Genomic DNA, 22774 nt, shown 5'->3' with positions numbered 1-22774 from the left:
GTTTTATGAAAAAAGCGCCAAAGGACACACGCGTTGTTATTGGTATGTCAGGCGGGGTCGATTCATCAGTCGCAGCTCTTTTATTAAAAGAGCAAGGTTATGATGTAATCGGCATTTTTATGAAAAACTGGGATGATACAGATGAGAACGGCGTTTGTACGGCAACGGAGGATTATAATGACGTCATTCGCGTTTGTAATCAAATTGGCATCCCTTATTATGCAGTAAATTTTGAAAAGCAATATTGGGACAAAGTTTTCACCTATTTTTTAGATGAATATAAAGCGGGCCGAACACCAAATCCTGATGTGATGTGTAATAAAGAAATTAAGTTTAAGGCTTTTCTCGAGCATGCGGTGAAACTTGGGGCTGATTATTTAGCAACAGGACATTATGCTCGGGTCGATTATCGTGATGGCGAATATAAAATGCTGCGCGGCATCGATGAAAATAAGGATCAAACTTATTTCCTCAACCAGCTTGGGCAATCTCAGCTTGAAAAAGTTATGTTCCCGATCGGTGATATTGAGAAATCAAAGGTTAGGGAGATTGCTCTTGAGGCTAATCTTGCTACAGCTACGAAGAAGGATAGTACTGGGATTTGCTTTATTGGTGAGCGAAATTTCAAGGAGTTTCTTGGAGGTTATTTGCCAGCTCAGCCGGGAAATATGGAAACCTTTGACGGCAAAGTTATGGGGAAGCATGACGGGCTCATGTATTATACAATCGGACAGCGCCATGGATTAGGCATCGGTGGATCTGGTGAGCCGTGGTTTGCTATTGGGAAGGACTTAAAGAGAAATGTGCTTTATGTCGGACAAGGCTTCCATAATGAAAAGCTTTATTCTGATTCGATTACAGCTGTGAATGTCGGTTGGACTTCAAATAAAGAAAAACCGCAAACATTTACATGTACAGCGAAATTTAGATACCGCCAGCCAGATAATAAAGTTACTGTCGAGCTATTGGCAGATGACAAAGTTAGAGTCATTTTTGATGAACCAATTAGAGCGGTTACTCCTGGACAGGCTGTTGTATTTTACGATGGCGACGAATGCTTAGGTGGCGGAACTATCGATGAAGTTTATAAAGATGGAAAGCGTCTTGATTATGTAGGATAAGCAAAATGACTGAAATATTAAAAGGGCTCTTTTGGTTCTGTTATACAGAGTCGGGAGCCCTTTTTTTTGCTCGTTTGAACTTAGGAAGAATATGCTATACTTTTTAGTGAAACGGAGTGAATGTGAAAATGGATAAAAACCAAATAGGTATTCAATATATGCAAGAAGGAAAATGGGAAGAAGCGGCTAAAATTTTTATGGAAGCAATTGAGGAAAAGCCGGCAGACCCAGCATCTTACATCAATTTTGGCAATGTTTTATCGGCAGTCGGAGAGAATGAAAAGGCATTACAATTTTACGAAAAAGCAATGGCGATTGATCCGAATGCGGCGACAGCCTATTATAGTGCAGGAAATTTATATTATGAGCTGCAGAATTTTCAGGAAGCTAAAAAAATGTTTGAAACTGCGATGAAAAAGGGGCTCGAATCCGGAGATAATTATTTTATGCTTGGACTAACATTAATGGCTCTAGAGCAAGGAAAATTAGCTCTCCCTTATTTACAGCGAAGTACGGAGTTAAATGAAAATGATGAAGAAGGCTTTTTTCAGTATGGACTATGTTTAGCGCAAGAAAATTTTATCGATGAATCAATCGTTCAGCTAGAGCAATGTATAAAAATTGAGCCAAACCATGCCGATGCCTATTATAACCTAGGTGTTGCTTATGGGTTTAAAGAAAATGAAGCTCTGGCGCTTGAATATTTCGACAAGGCTTTAAATATTCAGCCGGACCATTTACTAGCTGGCTACGGTAAAAAGCTAATTGAAAAAGGAAGTTTAGAATAGAAAGCAAACAGTGTAAGGGAAGGAGGAGGAGCAATGGAAGGGCAGAACTCGCAGGGGTCATTAGATTTATTTTCCGAACAAGAAAAGAAATACATAAAAGGCCGCCATCTCGTAACTATTTTTCATAATGAGCAAAATTTATATACGGTTTTACGAATCCGAGTGGATGAAACAAACCATCAATATGAAGAAAAAGAGGCGGTCATTACTGGTTATTTTCCAAAAATGCACGAGCAAGAGACATATATTTTCTACGGAGACTTGAAAGACCATCCTAAATTCGGCGTCCAGCTACATGCCAGCCACTACCGCAAAGACATCCCGCAGACGAAACAGGGTGTAGTCAATTATTTATCTAGTGAGCTATTTAAAGGAATTGGCAAAAAAACAGCGGAAACCATTGTAGAGATCCTTGGGGAAAATGCGATTACACGAATATTAAACGAGCCTTCCTTGCTTGATAACATTCCAAAGCTCCCCCCGGAAAAAGCAAAGTCCTTATACGATACACTTATGCAGCATCAAGGTATTGAGCAGGCTATGATTGCCTTAAATCAATATGGATTCGGCCCTCAGGTTTCGATGAGAATTTACCAGATCTATAAAGAGGAAACGCTAAATGTAATTCAAAACAACCCATATAAACTAGTAGAAGATGTGGAAGGGATTGGTTTTGGAAGAGCAGACGAACTAGGATTTAAGCTTGGAATTTCCGGCAATCATCCAGCGAGAATTAGAGCCGCTTGCCTTTACAATTTAGAAATGGAAAGCATGCAGACTGGGCATGTGTATATGGAAGCTAGGGAGCTCCTGCAAAGCACGAAAAAGCTTTTAGAGGACAATAAGCGGGATGAGATAGAGTTTAGCGACATTTCCGATGAAATCATCAAGCTTCAAGAAGAGGGAAAAATTATCGTTGAAGAACAAAGATTATATTTGCCTTCCCTATTTTTTTCTGAAAAAGGTCTTGTAACAAATATAAAGCGGATTTTAAAGCAGACTCAATATGATGAACAGTTCCCAGAATCGGAATTTCTGCTCGCACTTGGAAAACTTGAGGAACGGCTAAAAGTGCAGTATGCTCCAACGCAAAAAGAGGCCATTCAAACAGCTCTCATGTCACCAATGCTAATTTTAACGGGTGGTCCGGGAACGGGAAAAACAACAGTTATAAAAGGGATTGTTGAATTATATGCTGAACTGCACGGCTGTTCTTTAAATCCAAAGGACTACAAAAAAGAAGAGCCGTTTCCGTTTTTATTAGCAGCACCGACTGGCAGAGCAGCGAAAAGGATGGCGGAATCAACAGGATTACCTGCTGTCACAATTCATAGGCTACTCGGTTGGAATGGAACGGAAGGTTTTGACCGTCATGAGGAAAATACACTCGAGGGCAAAATATTAATTGTTGATGAAACATCGATGGTAGATATTTGGCTTGCCAATCAGCTATTTAAAGCCCTTCCCGAAAACTTGCAAGTAATATTAGTTGGCGACGAAGATCAGCTGCCATCTGTCGGTCCGGGACAAGTATTAAAGGATTTGCTAAGTTCCCAGCGGATTCCCACAGTTCGATTAACAGATATTTACCGGCAGGCTGAAGGATCGTCTATCATTGAGCTTGCTCATGAAATGAAAAAAGGAAAGCTACCGGAAAATTTAACGGCACAGCAAGCCGACAGATCCTTTTTTAAATGCAGCCAAGGGCAAATCGCAACGGTTGTAGAAAAAGTCGTTTTAAATGCGAAGAAAAAAGGTTATACAGCGAAAGATATCCAAGTACTCGCACCAATGTATCGAGGACCAGCTGGGATTGATAAGTTAAATGAAATGCTACAGGAGATTTTTAACCCGAATCCTGATGGATCCCGAAAAGAGCTTGCATTTGGCGATGTGCAATACCGTATCGGAGATAAAATTCTACAGCTTGTCAACCAGCCGGAGAGCCATGTTTTTAATGGTGATATGGGCGAAATTGTTTCCATCTTTTATGCGAAAGAAAATACGGAAAAGCAAGATATGATTATCGCATCCTTTGACGGGACGGAAGTGACGTATACTCGTCAAGATTTAAATCAAATAACTCATGCCTATTGCTGTTCTGTCCATAAATCACAGGGAAGCGAATTTCCAATAGTCATTCTTCCGGTTGTGAAGAGCTATTATCGAATGCTCCGAAGAAATTTGCTATACACTGCAATTACCCGAAGTAAACAGTTTTTGATTTTATGTGGGGAAGAAGAAGCTCTTAGATTAGGTGTGGAAAGAGCGGATGAGTTTTCAAGATTGACAACTTTAACCGAAAAGCTTCAAGAAGCAATTGGAGATCATGAAAATGCACCTGAAGAAATAATGGAAGCCGATGAGATGGAATCATTAACTTATGAAGAAACACTAATGATAGCCGACCCATTGATTGGATTGGGAAATATAACACCGTATGATTTTATGGAAATAGAAAATAGCTAATGAAGAGCAGTCTGAAAAGGCTGTTCTTTGTTAATTAAAGGAAATTGTTGATATTGCTATTTTGTTGTTGATTGGAGCGGAAATCAACAGAAACGTATTAAAATGGAGGGTTCAGAATGGGAAAATGGAATGAAGAGGCAGCACCAAATAACAACTTAACTTCAGCAGAAATTCAAAGTGGATCGAGAATAGATAATTGGCTGAACGAGGAATTTTCCGAAGAGCTTTCCGATGGCGGAGAAAGAAATGAAAGATTTAATAAGCCAAGATATAACAAAAAGTAGCTATTTCTAAATGTTATTACTGGCGGGATTGGAAACGGAATTACATTATTTTTTAATGAAAAATACGCAAACTATTAATGTTCCGGGAAGGTGGGACATACTTTTGCGGACATTTTCATTGTTAAAAGGGCTGCCAGTATTTGAAATAAAAAGCGGGACAAAAATTGGTGATGTATTTGATTTAAATATCTCCGTATGTGGAACGGTAACTGGTCTTATAGTTCGTAAAGGGACGATATTGAAAAGGAGTCTTTTACTCAAAGTAAAGGATGTTTCCTCATTTGGCTGGGACGGGGTTATGGTCGAGAGTCATGAGGTTCTTGAACCAATCAAGAAAATTAATGAATATACCTTTGAAAGTCAAAATCCGCTCACTGGAAAAATGATGATGACGAGAGAAGGAGAGCGGCTAGGCTTATTAGAAGATGTATATTTTCTTGAAGAAGTGGGGACAATCATAGGGTATGAACTCTCGGATGGCTTTTTTTCAGATATGCTGGAAGGAAAACGTGTCGTAAAAACCGATATTCCACCCGCAATTGGGAAGGACGCCATCATCGTAAATGTGAAAGAATGAGGTGTCTGCCCTGTGTTAAAATGTCCTAATTGCCAAAGCAAAGATATTGGAAAAATTGGAATTAGCCAATATTATTGCTGGGGCTGCTTTATTGAACTGACCGTTGCTAAAGGTGTAATTAACACTCACCAAGTGGAGGAAGATGGTACATTAAGTTCTCTTGATGACCTTTTCGAAGAAGAAGAGCGCCGGTATCTATCTTAATATTTATTCGTGCCATCGTTGCAAAAATTGTGCCAAAAAAAAATATTGTAACGGGGGAATCGGAATGAAACGAATGGTAACGACTGCAATCGCTTTCGGTGCAGGAATGGCTGCTTATGACCTTATTCAAAGAAATAACTTAATGTCTAGCCGCCAAAGAAAAAAGCTGCAAAGAAGAATCACTAAAATGTTCTAATCACAAGGACTAACGTAAACTAAGCGTTAGTCCTTTTTGTATAAATTGAAATTGTGTATAAAAACTGCACTCAACTCAATAATAAAAAAATAATGGAGATTTTAGGAGGGAGAACGTGGACATTCGGTTAAAATGGTATTACCGCTTAGGCTTTCTCCTTCTTCTATTTATTGTCCTTTTTGTCTTTCTTAAGCTGCAGCAGCTTTGGTTACCTGTTTTAAAAATAATTATGGCCGTCTTCATCCCTTTTATCATTGCCGCTTTTATTACTTATTTACTTCATCCTATTGTAGAGAAGATAAGTAATAGCGGTTTGAATAAGGGAGTTGCAGTTTTTGGCATATATGTTTTATTTTTTGGCGGGCTTGGTTTTGCTCTTTATAAAGGCATCCCGGCATTTATACATCAATTAAAGGATTTGTCGGAAAATGCACCTCAATTTGCGAATCAATATCGCGGTTGGGTGGAGACCATTCAGGAAAAAACATCAACATGGCCAGAAGGAATCCAAGCAAGAATTGATGAAGGGATTATTGCTTTAGAATCAGCGTTAGATAAAATGCTTTCTAAAAGCGTCAATATTTTGATGAATGTGTTGAATTATTCGCTTATTATCGCAATTGTTCCGTTTATTTCTTTTTATATGATAAAGGATTTTGATTTAATGAAACGGACAATTTGGTATGTAACACCGAGAAAATGGAGGCAGGAAGGGATTTTATTTTTACGAGACATTGATAAATCACTTGGGAGCTATATAAGAGGTCAAATTCTAGTTTGCGTTGTCATAGGAGCTATATCCGCACTTCTTTTTTGGATTTTTGATATGAAATACCCGTTGCTGCTAGGGTTCATTATTGGCTTAACAAATGTCATCCCTTATTTTGGTCCATTTTTTGGCGTCATTCCAGCAGTAGTTATTGCAGCCACTATCTCGGTAAAGTTGATTATTATTTCGGTCGTAATCGTTTTTGTTTTACAATTTCTTGAGGGGAATATTTTATCCCCGATGATTATGGGCAAAAGCTTAGATATGCATCCGCTTGTCATCATGTTTGCTTTATTGGCCGGCGGGGAAGCAGGCGGTGTCATCGGCCTTATTATCGCTGTCCCTATTCTTGCTATTTTAAAAGTCAGTCTCGTGCACGCAAGATTTCATTTTATGAAAAGACCTAACTCGAAATTTTCACGTCCTTGACAAACATGATTTCGAATCGATATAATTCGACTATAACTAGAAATGCAGACGCATTCAAACCGTCACGCTAACAATAGGAAACACGAAGAAGGAACGAGTATGTTATAGACCATCTCAAGAAAGGGAATTCCTAGGCTGGAAGAATTCCTAGATGAAGGATAACAGAATGCTAATCCGGAGTGCAGCTAATACCTGCCGTTTATTCCGCGTTAAGGATCTGAGAGATGAAGGTAGAATTTGGAGTTCACGACTTAGATAACAGTCTAGCTCCAGCGCCTACCCCCCTCGAGGTCACAAGCCAATCCTCCCAGAAAGGTAAAGAGCACCTTTCCGTGAGGCTTGTCTTGTGCTTGTCGGGGGTGACCAAGGCGCTTCCACTTTTCAATCAGGGTGGTACCGCGAGCTAGCTCTCGTCCCTGTTAGGGATGAGGGCTTTTTTGTGTTTAATTTATGATAAAAATAAGGAGGAAAAAATAATGAAACAATTAACAGGTTCTGACATTCGCCGTTTGTTTTTAGAGTTTTTTAAGGAAAAAGGGCATTCTATTGAGCCGAGTGCGTCCCTTGTTCCACACGAAGATCCAACTTTACTTTGGATTAACAGTGGAGTAGCAACATTAAAAAAATATTTCGATGGCCGTGTGATTCCGGAAAATCCGAGAATTACAAATGCGCAAAAATCGATTCGGACAAATGATATCGAGAATGTTGGAAAAACAGCTCGTCATCATACTTTCTTTGAAATGCTAGGGAATTTCTCTATCGGAGATTATTTCAAAGAGGAAGCAATTGAATGGTCTTGGGAATTTCTTACAGATGAAAAATGGATTGGCTTTGAAAAAGAAAAATTATCAGTTACCATTCATCCTGAAGACGATGAGGCTTTTGACATTTGGAGAAAGAAAATTGGGGTGCCAGAGGAGAGAATTATTCGTCTAGAAGGGAACTTTTGGGACATTGGCGAAGGACCGAGTGGACCAAACACTGAAATCTTCTATGACCGCGGACCTGAATATGGGAATGACATAAATGACCCAGAATTATATCCAGGCGGGGAAAATGAAAGATATTTGGAAGTTTGGAATCTTGTTTTCTCCGAATTTAACCATAATCCTGACGGAACCTATACTCCGCTGCCGAAAAAGAATATTGATACAGGTATGGGGCTTGAGCGTATGGCATCTGTTATTCAAAATGTTCCAACGAACTTCGATACAGATCTATTCATGCCAATTATTCGCGGGACAGAGGAAATTTCAGGCGTAAAGTACGGAAATGGCAAAGAAAGCGATGTAGCATTTAAAGTAATTGCTGACCACATTCGTACAGTGGCATTTGCAGTTGGCGATGGCGCACTGCCGTCGAATGAAGGTCGTGGATATGTATTGCGCCGTCTTCTCCGTAGAGCAGTACGCTATGCGAAGCAAATCAATATCAATCGTCCATTTATGTTTGAACTCGTACCTGTTGTTGGAGAAATTATGCAAGACTTCTATCCAGAAGTAAAAGAAAAAGAAGAATTTATTCAAAAAGTGATCAAAAATGAAGAAGAGCGTTTCCATGAAACACTTAATGAAGGCTTATCCATATTATCTTCAGTCATTAAAAAGGAAAAAGAAAAGGGCAATGATACAATCCAAGGCGAAGATGTATTCCGCTTATATGATACGTACGGTTTCCCTGTTGAATTAACAGAAGAGTATGCTGAAGAGGAAGGCATGAAGGTCGACCACGATGGATTTGAGCAAGAGATGAACCGCCAGCGCGAGCGTGCAAGAGCTGCAAGACAAGATGTTGATTCGATGCAAGTACAAGGCGGCGTGCTAGGAGAAATTAAGGTTGAAAGTACATTTACTGGCTATGACAACCTTCAAGCAGATTCTCAAATTGTTGCAATTGTAAAGGATGGCCAACTAGTTAATGAAGCAGGAACGGGCGAAGAGATTCAGCTCATTATGGATGTCACTCCTTTCTATGCAGAAAGCGGCGGGCAAATTGCTGATAAGGGAACTTTAGAATCTGAAGGGCTAAAAGTAGCGATTAAAGATGTTCAGAAAGCACCGAATGGACAAAACCTTCATAAAGCGGTTGTAGAGGCTGGAACATTAAAAATAAATGATCGCGTCCACGCAGTCGTTGATGAAGTTTCGCGTTCAAAAATCATTAAGAATCATACGGCAACTCATTTGCTTCATCAAGCATTAAAGGATGTCCTTGGAAATCATGTCAACCAAGCAGGATCATTAGTTGAGCCTGATCGCCTGCGTTTTGACTTCTCACACTTTGGCCAAATTTCAGCTGAAGAGCTGGAGAACATTGAAAATATCGTCAATGAAAAAATTTGGAGAAGCTTACAGTTAAACATTGATTTTAAAGATATAGAAGAAGCAAAAGCAATGGGGGCAATGGCACTATTTGGTGAAAAGTATGGGAAAGTTGTCCGCGTAGTGCAAATTGGAGACTACAGTTTAGAGCTTTGCGGCGGCTGCCACGTTCCAAATACATCAGTGATTGGTCTTTTCAAGATTCAGTCTGAGAGTGGAATCGGCGCAGGTACACGCCGAATTGAAGCTGTAACAGGCGAAGCAGCCTATCAATTACTAAATGACCAAATTAGCATTTTAAAAGAAGCGGCAAGTAAACTAAAAGCAAATCCGAAAGATTTAGCTTCAAGAATTGAAGGACTATTAAGCGAAATGAAGCAGCTTCAAAGAGAAAATGAATCATTAGCAGCAAAATTGGGCAATATTGAAGCTGGCAGCCTCGTATCTAAAGCGAAGGAAATTAATGGAGTGACAGTGTTAGCTGCAAAGGTAGCTGCATCTGATATGAATAATCTCCGCAATATGGCAGATGACTTAAAGAGTAAGCTCGGTTCCGCTATTGTTGTGCTTGGCAGTGTAAACGATGGAAAGGTGAATTTAATTGCCGGGGTGACGAAAGATTTAATCGACAAAGGTTACCAAGCTGGAAAAATTATTAAAGAAGTAGCTACTCGCTGTGGCGGTGGCGGTGGCGGCCGTCCAGATATGGCCCAAGCAGGAGGAAAAGATCCTGAGAAGTTAGAAGGTGCACTGAATTTTGTTGAAGAATGGGTTAAAACCTTTTGATATCTTCACAAATTAGTGTAAAATGAAGGTAATCTGTCGAATTAATTCTTCGGATGGAAAGAATATGAAAAATATAATTTGATTTACTTAATCTCTTAAATGATTTGTTAGCTTTGCAAGAAGTTCAATATATAATATTTAAGCTCTCCATCAAAAAAGCGAGGTGTAAGAAATGAGCTCATTCGATAATACGATGAGATTCAATTTTCCCGAAGAGCCAATGGAACATGATGTGAATCAAGTGCTATTACAAGTGTACGAAGCTCTTCAAGATAAAGGGTATAACCCTATTAACCAAATCGTTGGTTATTTACTATCGGGGGATCCTGCTTACATTCCCCGCCATAAAGATGCCCGCAATATTATTCGCAAACTCGAACGTGATGAAATCATTGAAGAGCTTGTCAAATCATATTTAAAAAAGCAGCGAAAGGGATAATATATGCGGACAATGGGATTAGATGTCGGCTCTAAAACAGTCGGCGTTGCGCTTAGCGATGCACTTGGCTGGACTGCGCAAGGCTTAGAAACCATCAAAATTAATGAAGAAAAAAATGTGTTTGGTTTCGAGCAAATTGGCAAGATTATTAAAGAGAATGAAGTAACAAAAATTGTTGTCGGTCTCCCAAAGAATATGAATGGTACGATTGGTCCACGAGGGGAAGCAAGTCAATTTTATGCTGCCGAACTTGAACGGCAATTTGAATTGCCTGTTATACTTTGGGACGAGCGCCTAACAACTATGGCTGCTGAAAGAGTGCTTCTTGAAGCAGATGTTAGCCGAAAGAAGCGGAAGAAGGTCATTGATAAGATGGCAGCAGTTATGATTTTACAAGGCTATATCGATAGCCAAAATATGATGAGGTGAACAGAATGAACCACGGTGAAAACAATATTACTGTAGTAGACGAAGATGGAAACGAACAATTATGTGAGGTATTATTCACATTTGATTCTGAGGAGTTCGGTAAGTCATATGTGCTTTATTACCCAATTGGTGCAGATGATAATGATGATGACGAAACTGAAATTCATGCATCAGCTTTTATCCCAAGTGAAAATGATCAAGACGGTGAATTAATGCCGATTGAAACAGAAGAAGAATGGGATCTAATTGAAGAAATGCTAAATACATTCCTTGATGAAGAGGAAGAATAATTTGATAAAAAACCTAGCCGCTGTGAGGCTAGGTTTTTTATTTAGATAATAAGCTTGGGGGAAGGAATAGTCCTGAAAATATAAAAAATTAGTGCTCATGCAATATGTCAAGGTCCATTGTTTATTCATATATTATAGGACAAGCAATTTTTGAGCTAGGAGGTGTAAATTTGACGGAAAGAAATTCACTTTCGGGTTTTAAAAAAGATGAAAATGGAGTTGTGTGGATTTGGAATTATGTCGGCAATGCAAAAATAAAAATAGGTTATAAAGTGAAAAAACTATTACACCATGAACAATCAAAATACCAGCAAATAAGCGTTGTTGATTCAGATGGTTTTGGAAGAATATTGGTTTTGGATGGAACCCCGCAAATATCTACATTTGATGGATTTATTTATAATGAAATGATCTGTCATGTTCCTATTGTGACACATGAAAATCCAAAAAGGGTAGCGATGATTGGCGGAGGTGATTGTGGAAATGCACGTGAGGCCATGAAATATAAAGGTCTAGAGCAAATAGATGTGATTGAAATTGATGAAAAAGTGACGGAGATTTGTCATAAATGGTTAACCCCTTCAGCTGTTTATGAAAAGGATAAAAGGTTTAAAATCATTCATAAAGATGGTTTTGAATGGATTAAAGAGAATAAAAATCAGTATGATGTATTAATTATTGATCGGCCCGATCCCGTTGGCCCTGGAAAGAAATTGTTTGAGCCGGATTTCTATGAATTTGTTTATGATTGTTTAACTGATGACGGTGTTGTTGCCTTTCAATCCGGATCCCCTTATTATAATACCTCAACATTAAGACGGACTTTTCAAAATTTGCGTGAAAAATTTCCGATTGTCCGAACCTATTTAGTTTCAATCCCTCTTTTTCCATGCGGTATTTGGAGTTTTACACTTGCTTCAAAAAAATGGGATCCGCTACAGGCTGATCTAAGTAAACTGGAGTTCCAATCGACTGAATATATTACTCCGGAAGTGTTTAAAGCCGCTTTTGCTTTGCCAACATATATCCAAGAGATATTGGATGATTAAACAATTAAATATGCAACCTTATAGGGACTATTCTTTAGTCCCTTGATATTAATAATATCCAGTGCCTAATAATTAGTATCGGTTACAAATGTTGATTGAAAACTAGTCAAAATATAAGCAAATAATGCTGAAATTTCACTAGCATATTTTTGGCGAATCGTTCGTGATATTTCAATTTGGAATGTATGAAAATTAGGGCCATAACCCGCATACTCTTTTCCGGTTCCGTGTCTATGGAAGGCGATCGATGGATCACCAATAAATTTTTGGTCAAACACGACTGTTATTTCAGGAATGAATTCTTTTGCTTTTCTTGCTAATATCTTTTCTAACCAATCTTTAACCTCTAAAGAGCATGAGTGCCCATTTCTAGTTCCAATTTCCATGGCCAGTGGACCATAATGTTCATTCTTCATTCCATGAAAAGATAATTGTAAATACGGTTTAATAATCTCTTGGCAAGAGGAATCGTAAACATGTAAATATACTGTGATATCTTGAATGGCCTTGCGATATTCTAATATACCCTCTTCATTATCACGATTTACACTTCGATTTAAATCACATTCCTTTCTAGAAACCGTACTAATAATACTTGCACAACCTGTACTTTTCATTACCTCTTCAACGATTATATCTGTAAATAGATCTGCTTTTGGCGGCATCGCATGTAAGGCCTCCACATGGCCGCATAAAAAACCTTTGCCATGATGGTATTTTATATATTTTAGTTGAATATATGGAACTGTCATTGTTTCATCCTCCTCACACTATAAAACAATTGGCCGTCATTTATATGGTCTTTAATATTCTAAAATTTGAAATTGAACCTAATCTATAACTACATAATATATTAATGAATACAGCATGAAAATTGCCAATGGAACGGACTTTTTATTAAAAATATTTTTTTACTGGAGGTTTTAACATATGGAATTGAGCGGAAAGCGATTCTGTATGATATCAGACAAAGAACAACTGCTTCAAACTCTTAATATGAATAATGTTCCATCAGTTGAAGTGGTCGATCCTAAAACATGCACTTACCCAATTGTCGGCAGAAGATACGGCCATGACAGCGGAAAGAACCTAGCCATTATCCATACAATGAATCAGGCGCTTGATGAAGGACATGATTTTTATACTAAGCTTTATGCGATTGAAAAGGAATATTATTTAGAAATTGACGGGCTAACTGTAAAAAATGTTCAAATTGCTGCCGGGGAACATGTAGTTTTTCATGAAATTCCGATTCGAACAGAATCATTTGGGTGGAGATGGAAAGCGGCCACTGTAAACGATATTGATGAGGAATGGATTAATATTGCGATACGGGCCCTTTATGTCACTGGCTTAGCGAATGGGTATGTCAAAATTGGGAAGTTGCCAAACGAAACCTTTATTGTAGTAGATATTAATCCCGCAGCAAATGTTTTTTGTGCTGAATCTTCCAATAAGCCAATGAGTAATTTTACGATAGGCGCAGATATTGAATTTATGCTTAGCTGTGATGGAGAACTATTGCCCGCGTCTACTTTTTTCCCAATTGACGGGGAAGTTGGATGTGATGCCCGGCAAATCGAGCAAGATAGCAACGAATTTGCACTAGCAGAAATAAGGCCTGAAGAGGCTGAAAATTCACAAAAGTTATTTGAAAATATTCAAAGCTTAATAATGAAGGCTTCTGAAATGGTTCCTTATAAAAATATTGAATTCCGCGCCGGAAGTATGCCTTTTCAAGGATATCAAGTTGGAGGGCATATTCATTTCGGTACCCCCCTTTCGCTATCACTTCTAAGAGCGCTGGATCATTATCTTGCAATACCAGTTGCTATGGTAGAAGAATCCAGCACAGCAAGACGAAGAAGAAAAACAAAGCATGGCGGTTTAGGACGTTATCGTGAAAAAACGTATGGATTTGAATATTTAACATTGAGCTCTTGGATAATTGATCCGAAATTGACGATGTCAATCATATGCCTTGCCCGTCTCGTCACAGCACATCATGATGAATTACAGAGTGATATTTTATTTAATCCGCTTATTCAGCGGGCTTATTACAATGGAAATATCATTCTACTTAAACAACTTTGGACGGACTTGAAGAATGACATTATGAAAACCTCCAGCTATCTCGAAAATAAAAATGAACTTGCCTTTCTTTTTGAGGCAATTGAAAAAGGATATCCATATTATGAATCTGAAGATATTCGGATCAATTGGGGAATGACACCCTCCGATCAAAAATATGATCAAGGACTTGTTATTCAAATTCCAAGAAAAACAAGAGTTAAATATAATCTGAATAACGGGCATAAAGCATATGTAAGTGCAGGGAAAAGACTAACGCAGGCAACAATTCGTGCATTTCCGTTTACATTCAGTTATGGACCTGCCGTTCAGCTATCTAATGAATTAAGCAGAAAATTAGCTTTACCTAAAGGGTGGAATCCGAAAGTAACCTATGAGAATGGAGTAATAAATCTTGGACCGGTTATAGGAATTATTGCCTCCCGTCCATTTGATAGGCAAACAACATATTTTCAGCATTTATGCCGTTTAGCAGCTGAAAAACAGATGCTTGTATATATTTTTGAGCCTAAAGATATTATTTGGGAGCAACAATTAATTAAAGGAACAACGTTTGATGGCGAAGGATTTTTTCCTTTTCCAGCAGTGATATATGATCGCTATTTCTTTGAAGGTGAAAAAATAAATGAAATTGATGAGGTGCGTGTTAAACTTCAAACCGTTTTCAATATTCCCTTTGTAAATCCAATGTCTTTATTCAAACTTACTGGGAATAAATGGGATTGCCATTTGCTGCTCTCTAAAAAGTACGAAGAATATCTCCCTGAAACACGTCTGCTTCAGCACTCAACGGACGTGATCGAAATGCTTGATCATTACGGAGAAATTTATTTAAAGCCTATTGGCGGAGCCATGAGCATAGGTGTCATTCGAATCATACGCCGTCCTATTGGGGTTATTTGGATGGAGATGAAGCATAATACTGTTCAGCAGCTTATGAATTTAGATGAACTATTTGCCCTTACAAATCCTTTAATGAACAATAATCATTACATTATACAAGAAGGGATTAGGAGGCAGCAATTTAAAGGGGAAAATCTAGAAGTCCGTGTGTATATGCAAAAAAACGGAAAGCAAAAATGGTTTAGAACCGGTATGGTCGCACGTCTTACAGCTGGTGATGTATTAACGGCAAATACGGAAAAAAACATGCGTGTGAGCAAAGTTTTACAGCAATTGTATCCTGATGTATCTGAAAGGCACACGATCTTAAAAGAGGTTGCAGAGATTTCACGCAGCATCGTTGCCACAGTTGAAAATGAAATCGGAGCTTTTGGAGAATTAGCGGTAGATTTATGTATTGATCAATATAATTCAATTAAAATAGTTGAAATTAATTCAAAGCCTGATAATTTATTTTCTCAAATTCGCGCATTTAGTCTTCGAAATATCGCTGGCATTCGTCTGCTCAATTATGCGGCTTCTTTAGCAGGCTATGAAGAGGAAATGAATAATGAGCTAGGGGGAGGTTAACGTGAAAAGTTTAGCTTTAAACGATATCCTCAAGGAAATTGGCAGTGGTCATGTTGTTCAAGGGTCTGGGAACCCGATGATTGAACACGTAATGGACTGTTCAGAGAAGGTCATTGATGATCATACGTTAGTTTTTCATATGGATCATGAACGGATAAGAGGGAAACACTGGAATGAAAATAAAGCGATTGTCATTATTACTGATCGTCCTGAGCTTTGTACAAATCTAGGCAAGCATATTATGTTAATCAAAATAGATGATTTAGAAGGTGCTTATTGGCGATTTATTCATTATTATCGAAATCTATTTAATATCCCAGTTATCGGTGTGACAGAACTTGTGGGAAAACAACAACGAAGGAAATGATCCGCCAAATCCTTCGAAAAGATTATAAGGTGAAATCTACTTGGAGAAGTATGAACTCGGACGTATGGAATATGGATTATTTAACTGATATTGATGATTCAACAGAGGTGGCTGTATATGAAATGCCAGTTGCTGATCCTAGCTATCTACGGTTCGCCTGCAAATTCTTTCAACCGCAAATTCGTATTTTGCTTAATATCGGAGTTCATCATCTCGCTGATTGTGAAACACCAGAAGAATATATGAAAGCGAAAGGTGAAATGACAAAGCTTCCAAACGTTAAGGGGGAAACTTATCGATGATTAAAACGGCAGTCATTTTAGCAGCAGGGATGAGCAGCCGGATCTGCCAACAGGCTGGCGGAAAACCAAAGGGTTTTTTAATGATAGAGGATACATCGATCATTGAATTGTCGATCTTGAAATTATTGGAAAAAGGTATAACGAAAATTTATATTGGGACGGGATATGAGGGGAGAGAATATGAGAGTTTAGCCTTCAAATATCCTCAAATTCAATGTGTATCAAATCCAAATTTTGCTTCAACAGGGAGTTTATTTACACTGTTTCGATTTAAAGATTTTATTGATGATGACTTTCTTTTACTGGAATCAGATTTAATTTACGAAAAAGCTGCACTGAAGTCATTAATTGAACTTGACAGACGAGACGTAATATTAGCAAGCCGCTTAACGAATAGCCATGACGAGGTTTTTATTGAAACAAATGAATCTCATTTTCTTGTAAATATGTCGAAAGAAAAAGAGAAGTTGAATGAGATATACGGTGAATTAGTAGGAATTTCAAAACTTAGCTGCCAAACCTTTCAGCAATTATGTGCCTATACTGAAATGGATCTGAGAACTTCTGAGAAAATGGATTATGAGGATGGACTAATTGAAGTTGCAAAAAAAGTAGAAATTTATGTTCATAAACTAGATGGCATAGTTTGGTGCGAAGTAGATGATGAACAGCATTGGACAAGGGCTGTTCATATCGTCTATCCATTGATTCAAGCTCGAGAGAAGGCCATATCGCCAATTAAACGGAATATATTATTGAACCCAGGGCCGGCGACAACAACAGATACGATAAAATATGCGCAAGTTGTCCCTGATTTATGTCCAAGAGAAAAAGTATTTGGCGAAGTGATGGAGTTTATTTCTACGGAATTGACGAAGTTTGCAGGAAGTTCTGAAGAGTATACAACCGTTTTATTTGGCGGATCTGGAACGGCAGCTGTTGAGTCAATATTAAGCTCTTGTATAGATGAAGAACCCGTTGTGATTATTAATAACGGTTCTTACGGGAAACGGATGTGTCAAATCGCCGGCGTGTCATTCGTAATTGCCGCAACGAAATATATAGAGGAAACAAAGAAAATCAAACCGCGAAACCTCTATCTCCACCTATATGAACAATATATTCACTTTAAAAAATCGAAGCAAATGAGATTTACCCCCCCCCTGTACAAACATTATATGCTCTAAAGCAAGCAATTATCGAAACACAATGGGAAGGCATTCAAAACAGATATTCCCGATATGCAAAATCATGGGAAACTTTAATTAATGGGATAACGCGTCTTGGACTAAAGCATCTCGTTCATAAAAATCACCATTCCAAAATCATCACCTCGATCATTGAACCAGCTCATGAACATTATGACTTTGTAAAAATGCATGATTTTTTCTATGAAAACGGCATTACGATTTACCCTGGAAAGCTGGATGATCGCAATACTTTTCGTGTTGCCAATATTGGTCAAATAACTGATTATGATATAAAGAAATTCATCACCCTTCTTGAGCAATATTTGACAAAATTAGAAGGGGGGTGATTCGATATTTCATTTTATCAACTAGCTGTAGCCGTCATGATTATTAATCAAGATGATAAAGTCCTTCTTGTAAAGGGATATAAAAGGGGATGGGAATTCCCAGGCGGTTTTGTGAATAGTGAAGAATCTATTAAAGCAGCAGCAATAAGAGAAGCGAAAGAAGAATCAGGGATCGACATCGAGCTTACGGATTTTTTAGGAGTTGAACATCATATAAAGAAAACTTCGATTGTTGTTGTATTTAAAGGCCGGCCGATAGGAGGAACAATCGAAACATCTAATGAAACGAAAGATGTAGGATACTTTGATCTAAATGAGTCACTTAAAATCATGGCAATTGATCATTTTAAAGATCGTCTTCTCCGTTGTGTAAATGAAAACCAAATTCCATTCTTTATAGAAATTCCGTAAATATGCGAACAATAATAGGTCTTGCCAGTTCATATGGCAAGGCTTCTTTGAATTTATAGGAAAATATGAGAAATCATTCATCATTTCCTATGCAGTCGAATCTTGTAAGAATCGATTGTAATATGTATTTTATTGCGACGATAAAAAGAAAATATAGTATAATAAGCCGAGTATAGCTAATTTTGCATAAATGGGAGCTTACGCTTTTTTAAAAAGGAGGGGAAATCAATGACGATGGAACAGAAAAAAGATAAAAAAGAAATCATTCGTCAAAATATGATCGAACGTCAGAGCGAAGCAAAAGTAGTCAGAAAAATCGTGTTTATCATATCGATAATTTTAGTTATTGCGGCTGGAGCCGTTGCTGGCGGAGGCTATTTTTATTTAAAATCAGCATTAGAACCCGTCAATTCAGAAAATCATCAGGAAAAAAAGGTGGATATTCCAATTGGTTCATCCCCTACGAATATTGGAAAGATTCTTGAAAGCAAAGGAATTATTAAAGATGCCCGGGTTTTCAAGTATTATGTCAAATTAAAAAATGAGACTGGGTTCATGGCTGGGGAATATACATTTATGCCGTCAATGACGATTCCAGAAATCATCAATAATTTAAAGACAGGAAAAGTTGTTGAAGATGTCGTGTTTAAGATTACCATTCCTGAAGGGAAGCAGCTTCAACAAATTGCAGGCATCGTTGCTGAGAAAACAAACAAAAATGCTGATGAAATATTTAAGAAGCTTAACGATCCGGCGTTTATTAAATCGTTAAAGGATAAATATCCAGACTTATTAACTGATGAAATTCTTAATAAAAATATTAAATATCCGTTAGAAGGCTATTTATTTCCAGCAACTTATCCATTTTATAAAGAAGATCCATCAGTTGAGGAAATTATTGGAGTTATGCTTGATAAGACCGTTTCCGTTTTAAAAGACTTTCGCCCTGAAATGGAAGAGCAAAATTATACTGTCCATCAATTATTAACTATGGCCTCTCTTATTGAAGAGGAAGCAACACAAAAGGTTGACCGGGATCAAATCGCCAGTGTGTTCTATAATCGGATGAAAATTGGCATGCCTTTGCAAACAGACCCAACTGTGCTTTATGCTCAAGGCGAGCATAAGGGTCGAGTCCTTTATAAAGATTTAGAAGTGGATTCACCTTATAATACGTACAAGCATCCAGGTCTCACACCTGGTCCAATCGCGAACGCAGGAGTAACTTCCATTGAAGCAGCTTTATCACCGGCTGACTCTGATTTCTTATACTTCTTAGCCACATCGACAGGTGAAGTACTTTTTTCAAAGAATTTAGATGAGCATAATAGAAAGAAGGCTCAGCATATTTCAAATAAATGATTTTTTATAAGGTTGTTCAAAGGATTTCTGTATACGAATTGGTAATATTCGAACATTAGCAATCCCTAATTTTTTATGTTAAAATAGTACAAGTGTTTTATAAGCTGTTTAGTAGCGTGAACCACGGATCGAGTAGGATTTAGGTATATACACTAAATCCTTTCTGTGAACGCTACTTTTTTCTGCTATTAGAGTGAGGTGATGGCAGCTTGGATAATGAAAAGCTGCATGCATATATAGAAAAAATTATTCCGGCAAGATGTAAGCTTTTCGAGCGGATGGAGCATTATGCGAAGGAAAACGGTGTCCCTATCATGGAGCTCGCCGGGATTGAAGCTATGCTTCAGCTTTTGCGTATTCAAAAGCCGATGACTATTTTAGAGATCGGGACTGCGATCGGTTACTCTGCACTAAGAATGGCTGATGCCCTTCCTTCTAGCAAAATTGTGACGATCGAAAGAGATGCTGAACGATTGGAGCTTGCTAAAAGCTATATTCAGGAAGCTCGTAAGAAAGAACAAATTCACATCATTAAAGGAGATGCTCTGGAGGTAGAAGCTGAGGTTAAAGCTCATGCTCCATATGATGCTATCTTTATAGATGCGGCAAAAGGCCAGTATCAGCGTTTTTTTGAAATATATTCCCGCTATTTAAGCGATGACGGGATGATTATAACAGACAATGTTCTTTTTAAAGGGCTTGTTTGTGAGAGTGAAATTGAAAATAAGCGAATTCGCAATCTCGTTAAGAAAATCAATGATTTTAATGTGTGGTTAATGAACCATCCAGATTTTTATACAGTGATCCTTCCAGTAGGTGATGGGGTTGCGATTACAAAGATGAGGTGAAGAAAGATGGCAAAGCCAGAATTATTAGTTACACCAAAAAGTGTAGATGATATTATTCCGTTAGCAGAGGCTGGAGCGGATGCTTTTGTCATTGGAGAGCAGCGTTATGGATTACGCCTTGCTGGTGAATTTTTAAGAGAAGATGTTAAGAAAGCAATTGAACTTGCACATGAAAAAGGTAAAAAAGTGTATGTTGCGATGAATGCCCTTTTTCATAATGAAAAAGTGGACGAGCTTTCTGGTTATATCCAATTCTTACAAGATGTAAATGCCGATGCAATTATATTTGGTGACCCAGCCGTCTTAATGGCTGCACGTGAAGCTGCACCGAATATGAAGCTCCACTGGAATACGGAAACGACAGGAACGAACTGGTATACATGTAATTATTGGGGAAGAAAAGGGGCTAAACGCGCCGTCCTTGCCCGTGAAATCAATATGGATGCCATTATCGAAATGAAAGAGAATGCAGAAGTAGAGATTGAAGTTCAAGTTCACGGCATGACAGCAATGTTCCAGTCCAAGCGCTCCCTACTTGGCAACTATTATGAGTACCAAGGGAAGGTAATGGAAGTAGAGAACCGTAAACAAGAGCATAATATGTTTCTTCATGACAAGGAAAGAGAAAATAAATATCCAATTTTCGAGGATGAGAACGGCACCCATATTATGAGTCCAAATGATATTTGTATTATTGATGAACTGCAAGAAATGATTGAAGCTGGGATCGATTCTTTAAAAATTGACGGTATTCTTAAAAGCTCAGAATATATTCTTGAAGTGACGAAGCTTTATAGAAAAGCAATTGATTTATGTGCTCTAGACCCTGATCAATATGATGAAGAAAAGGATGATTTACTAGCTGCTATCGAAGAGATTCAGCCAGTCAATCGCCCATTAGATACAGGATTTTTCTTTAAAGAAACGGTTTATTAAGTTAGTAAAGGAGGAAGTATGATGACAGCGGTGAAAGATAATATTTCCCAAATTGTGAATGGCAAACGGGTAATCGTGAAAAAGCCTGAATTGCTTGCACCAGCTGGTAACTTAGAAAAATTAAAAATTGCCGTACATTATGGCGCTGATGCTGTCTTTATCGGCGGGCAAGAATACGGCTTGCGTTCAAATGCAGATAATTTTACGTTTGAAGAGATGAAGGAAGGCGTAGAATACGCCAAAAAGTACGGAGCGAAAGTTTACGTAACGACGAATATTTTTGCCCATAATGAAAATATCGACGGGCTGGATGATTACTTGCGCGGTTTAAGTAAAGCCGGAGTAGCCGGTATTATTGTTGCAGATCCACTAATTATTGAAACTTGTCGCAGAGTAGCACCGGAAATTGAAGTTCACTTAAGTACACAGCAATCGTTATCAAACTGGAAGGCTGTTCAGTTCTGGAAGGAAGAGGGATTAGAGCGCGTCGTTCTTGCCCGTGAAACGAGCGCTGAGGATATTCGTGAAATGAAGGAAAAAGTTGATATTGAGATTGAAACCTTTATTCACGGCGCGATGTGTATTGCTTATTCAGGTCGATGCACATTGAGTAATCATATGACGGCTCGTGATTCTAACCGTGGTGGATGCTGTCAATCATGCCGCTGGGACTATGATCTCTATAAATTAGAAGGCGAAAATGAAGTTGCATTCTTTAATGAAGGCGATTCTCCTTTTGCGATGAGTCCAAAGGATTTAAATTTAATTCAATCGATTCCGCAAATGATTGAGCTTGGAATTGATAGCTTAAAAATTGAAGGTCGCATGAAATCAATCCACTATATTGCTACTGTCGTGAGTGTATACCGTAAAGTCATTGATGCTTATTGTGCAGATCCAGAAAACTTCAAAATTAAGCAGGAATGGCTGGACGAGTTAGCGAAGTGTGCTAACCGTGATACTGCCTCTGCCTTTTTCGAAGGAATTCCTGGGTATAAGGAGCAAATGTTTGGAAATCATAGCAAAAAGACGAATTTCGATTTCGTTGGCTTAGTTCTAGGCTATAACCCGGAAACACAAATGGTTACTTTACAGCAGCGTAATCATTTTAAACCAGGTCAGGAAGTGGAGTTTTTCGGTCCTGAAATCGAAAACTTTACACATGTCATTGATAAAATTTGGGATGAAAAAGGTGCGGAGCTGGACGCAGCCCGTCATCCACTCCAAATTGTTCAATTTAAGCTTGATAAGCCGGTATACCCTAACAACATGATGCGAAAGGAGATTTAATTT

Annotated in this window: 24 protein-coding genes; 23 read left to right on the top strand and 1 reads right to left on the bottom strand. The window is 38.2% G+C overall.

Going from position 1 to position 22774, the window contains the following annotated elements; translation table 11 throughout:
* The first annotated feature begins 5 nt into the window (after window positions 1–5).
* The 13 genes from mnmA (at window position 6) to speE (ending at window position 12154) form a co-directional block, all read left to right on the top strand.
* On the top strand, window positions 6–1121 hold the full coding sequence (gene mnmA / locus F7731_RS03670) for a tRNA 2-thiouridine(34) synthase MnmA (RefSeq protein WP_151533402.1): 1116 nt from the start codon (window positions 6–8) through the stop codon (window positions 1119–1121).
* A 128-nt stretch (window positions 1122–1249) separates the two neighbouring features.
* Window positions 1250–1909: a tetratricopeptide repeat protein gene (locus F7731_RS03665; protein ID WP_151533401.1), complete on the top strand. Its 660-nt coding sequence runs from the start codon at window positions 1250–1252 to the stop codon at window positions 1907–1909.
* A 33-nt stretch (window positions 1910–1942) separates the two neighbouring features.
* Window positions 1943–4378, top strand: coding sequence for an SF1B family DNA helicase RecD2 (gene recD2 / locus F7731_RS03660; protein WP_151533400.1), 2436 nt, complete (start codon window positions 1943–1945; stop codon window positions 4376–4378).
* Window positions 4379–4494: 116 nt separating this feature from the next.
* Window positions 4495–4662, top strand: a complete 168-nt coding sequence (locus F7731_RS26330) for a hypothetical protein (RefSeq protein ID WP_170289632.1) — start codon at window positions 4495–4497, stop codon at window positions 4660–4662.
* Between the two features lie 103 nt (window positions 4663–4765).
* Complete coding sequence (locus tag F7731_RS03655; RefSeq protein ID WP_151533399.1) at window positions 4766–5239, top strand: PRC-barrel domain-containing protein; 474 nt, start codon at window positions 4766–4768, stop codon at window positions 5237–5239.
* A gap of 12 nt (window positions 5240–5251) precedes the next feature.
* Window positions 5252–5443: a hypothetical protein gene (locus F7731_RS03650; protein WP_151533398.1), complete on the top strand. Its 192-nt coding sequence runs from the start codon at window positions 5252–5254 to the stop codon at window positions 5441–5443.
* A 64-nt stretch (window positions 5444–5507) separates the two neighbouring features.
* Window positions 5508–5639 (top strand): YrzQ family protein, encoded by a 132-nt coding sequence (locus F7731_RS03645; RefSeq protein ID WP_151533397.1) that lies wholly within the window; start codon window positions 5508–5510, stop codon window positions 5637–5639.
* Window positions 5640–5754: 115 nt separating this feature from the next.
* Window positions 5755–6837, top strand: coding sequence for an AI-2E family transporter (locus F7731_RS03640; RefSeq protein ID WP_151533396.1), 1083 nt, complete (start codon window positions 5755–5757; stop codon window positions 6835–6837).
* Between the two features lie 476 nt (window positions 6838–7313).
* Window positions 7314–9947, top strand: coding sequence for an alanine--tRNA ligase (gene alaS / locus F7731_RS03635; RefSeq protein WP_151533395.1), 2634 nt, complete (start codon window positions 7314–7316; stop codon window positions 9945–9947).
* A 172-nt stretch (window positions 9948–10119) separates the two neighbouring features.
* Window positions 10120–10386, top strand: a complete 267-nt coding sequence (locus F7731_RS03630) for an IreB family regulatory phosphoprotein (RefSeq protein ID WP_151533394.1) — start codon at window positions 10120–10122, stop codon at window positions 10384–10386.
* A gap of 3 nt (window positions 10387–10389) precedes the next feature.
* On the top strand, window positions 10390–10815 hold the full coding sequence (gene ruvX / locus F7731_RS03625) for a Holliday junction resolvase RuvX (protein ID WP_151533393.1): 426 nt from the start codon (window positions 10390–10392) through the stop codon (window positions 10813–10815).
* Between the two features lie 5 nt (window positions 10816–10820).
* Window positions 10821–11105 carry a DUF1292 domain-containing protein gene (locus F7731_RS03620; RefSeq protein ID WP_151533392.1) on the top strand — a complete coding sequence of 95 codons (285 nt, stop codon included), beginning with the start codon at window positions 10821–10823 and terminating at the stop codon, window positions 11103–11105.
* A 170-nt stretch (window positions 11106–11275) separates the two neighbouring features.
* On the top strand, window positions 11276–12154 hold the full coding sequence (speE, locus tag F7731_RS03615) for a polyamine aminopropyltransferase (RefSeq protein WP_151533391.1): 879 nt from the start codon (window positions 11276–11278) through the stop codon (window positions 12152–12154).
* 65 nt (window positions 12155–12219) lie between these two features.
* On the opposite strand, the gene F7731_RS03610 is transcribed toward speE, so the two are convergent.
* Window positions 12220–12906, bottom strand: a complete 687-nt coding sequence (locus tag F7731_RS03610; RefSeq protein WP_151533390.1) for an N-formylglutamate amidohydrolase — start codon at window positions 12904–12906, stop codon at window positions 12220–12222.
* A gap of 178 nt (window positions 12907–13084) precedes the next feature.
* On the opposite strand from F7731_RS03610, the gene F7731_RS03605 reads away from it, so the two are divergent.
* From F7731_RS03605 to F7731_RS03570, 10 genes are all read left to right on the top strand, one after another.
* Window positions 13085–15718, top strand: a complete 2634-nt coding sequence (locus tag F7731_RS03605) for a putative amidoligase domain-containing protein (RefSeq protein WP_151533389.1) — start codon at window positions 13085–13087, stop codon at window positions 15716–15718.
* A 1-nt stretch (window position 15719) separates the two neighbouring features.
* Window positions 15720–16085, top strand: coding sequence for a hypothetical protein (locus F7731_RS26790; RefSeq protein ID WP_246197123.1), 366 nt, complete (start codon window positions 15720–15722; stop codon window positions 16083–16085).
* Window positions 16082–16387: a Mur ligase family protein gene (locus F7731_RS26785; RefSeq protein ID WP_246197122.1), complete on the top strand. Its 306-nt coding sequence runs from the start codon at window positions 16082–16084 to the stop codon at window positions 16385–16387. Before F7731_RS26790 ends, F7731_RS26785 begins: the two co-directional genes overlap by 4 nt.
* Window positions 16384–17574 carry an NTP transferase domain-containing protein gene (locus F7731_RS27170; RefSeq protein WP_343032844.1) on the top strand — a complete coding sequence of 397 codons (1191 nt, stop codon included), beginning with the start codon at window positions 16384–16386 and terminating at the stop codon, window positions 17572–17574. Before F7731_RS26785 ends, F7731_RS27170 begins: the two co-directional genes overlap by 4 nt.
* Before the next feature lie 188 nt (window positions 17575–17762).
* Window positions 17763–17924, top strand: a complete 162-nt coding sequence (locus F7731_RS27165) for a hypothetical protein (RefSeq protein WP_343032843.1) — start codon at window positions 17763–17765, stop codon at window positions 17922–17924.
* A gap of 6 nt (window positions 17925–17930) precedes the next feature.
* Window positions 17931–18335 (top strand): NUDIX hydrolase, encoded by a 405-nt coding sequence (locus F7731_RS03590; RefSeq protein ID WP_281352230.1) that lies wholly within the window; start codon window positions 17931–17933, stop codon window positions 18333–18335.
* A gap of 228 nt (window positions 18336–18563) precedes the next feature.
* Window positions 18564–19697: an endolytic transglycosylase MltG gene (gene mltG / locus F7731_RS03585; protein WP_151533387.1), complete on the top strand. Its 1134-nt coding sequence runs from the start codon at window positions 18564–18566 to the stop codon at window positions 19695–19697.
* Window positions 19698–19906: 209 nt separating this feature from the next.
* The gene (locus tag F7731_RS03580) at window positions 19907–20545 is read left to right on the top strand and encodes an O-methyltransferase (protein ID WP_151533386.1); all 639 of its coding nucleotides are present in this window, start codon (window positions 19907–19909) and stop codon (window positions 20543–20545) included.
* 6 nt (window positions 20546–20551) lie between these two features.
* A complete protein-coding gene (locus F7731_RS03575) occupies window positions 20552–21481 on the top strand; it encodes a peptidase U32 family protein (RefSeq protein WP_151533385.1) in 930 nt (309 codons plus the stop codon).
* Between the two features lie 21 nt (window positions 21482–21502).
* Entirely contained in the window at window positions 21503–22771 is a 1269-nt protein-coding gene (locus tag F7731_RS03570) for a peptidase U32 family protein (protein WP_151533384.1), read from the top strand.
* The last annotated feature ends 3 nt before the right edge of the window (window positions 22772–22774 follow it).

Source organism: Cytobacillus depressus (assembly GCF_008923245.1).
GTDB lineage: Bacteria > Bacillota > Bacilli > Bacillales > Cytobacillaceae > Cytobacillus > Cytobacillus depressus.
This window is presented reverse-complemented; position numbering and strand designations above follow the sequence as displayed.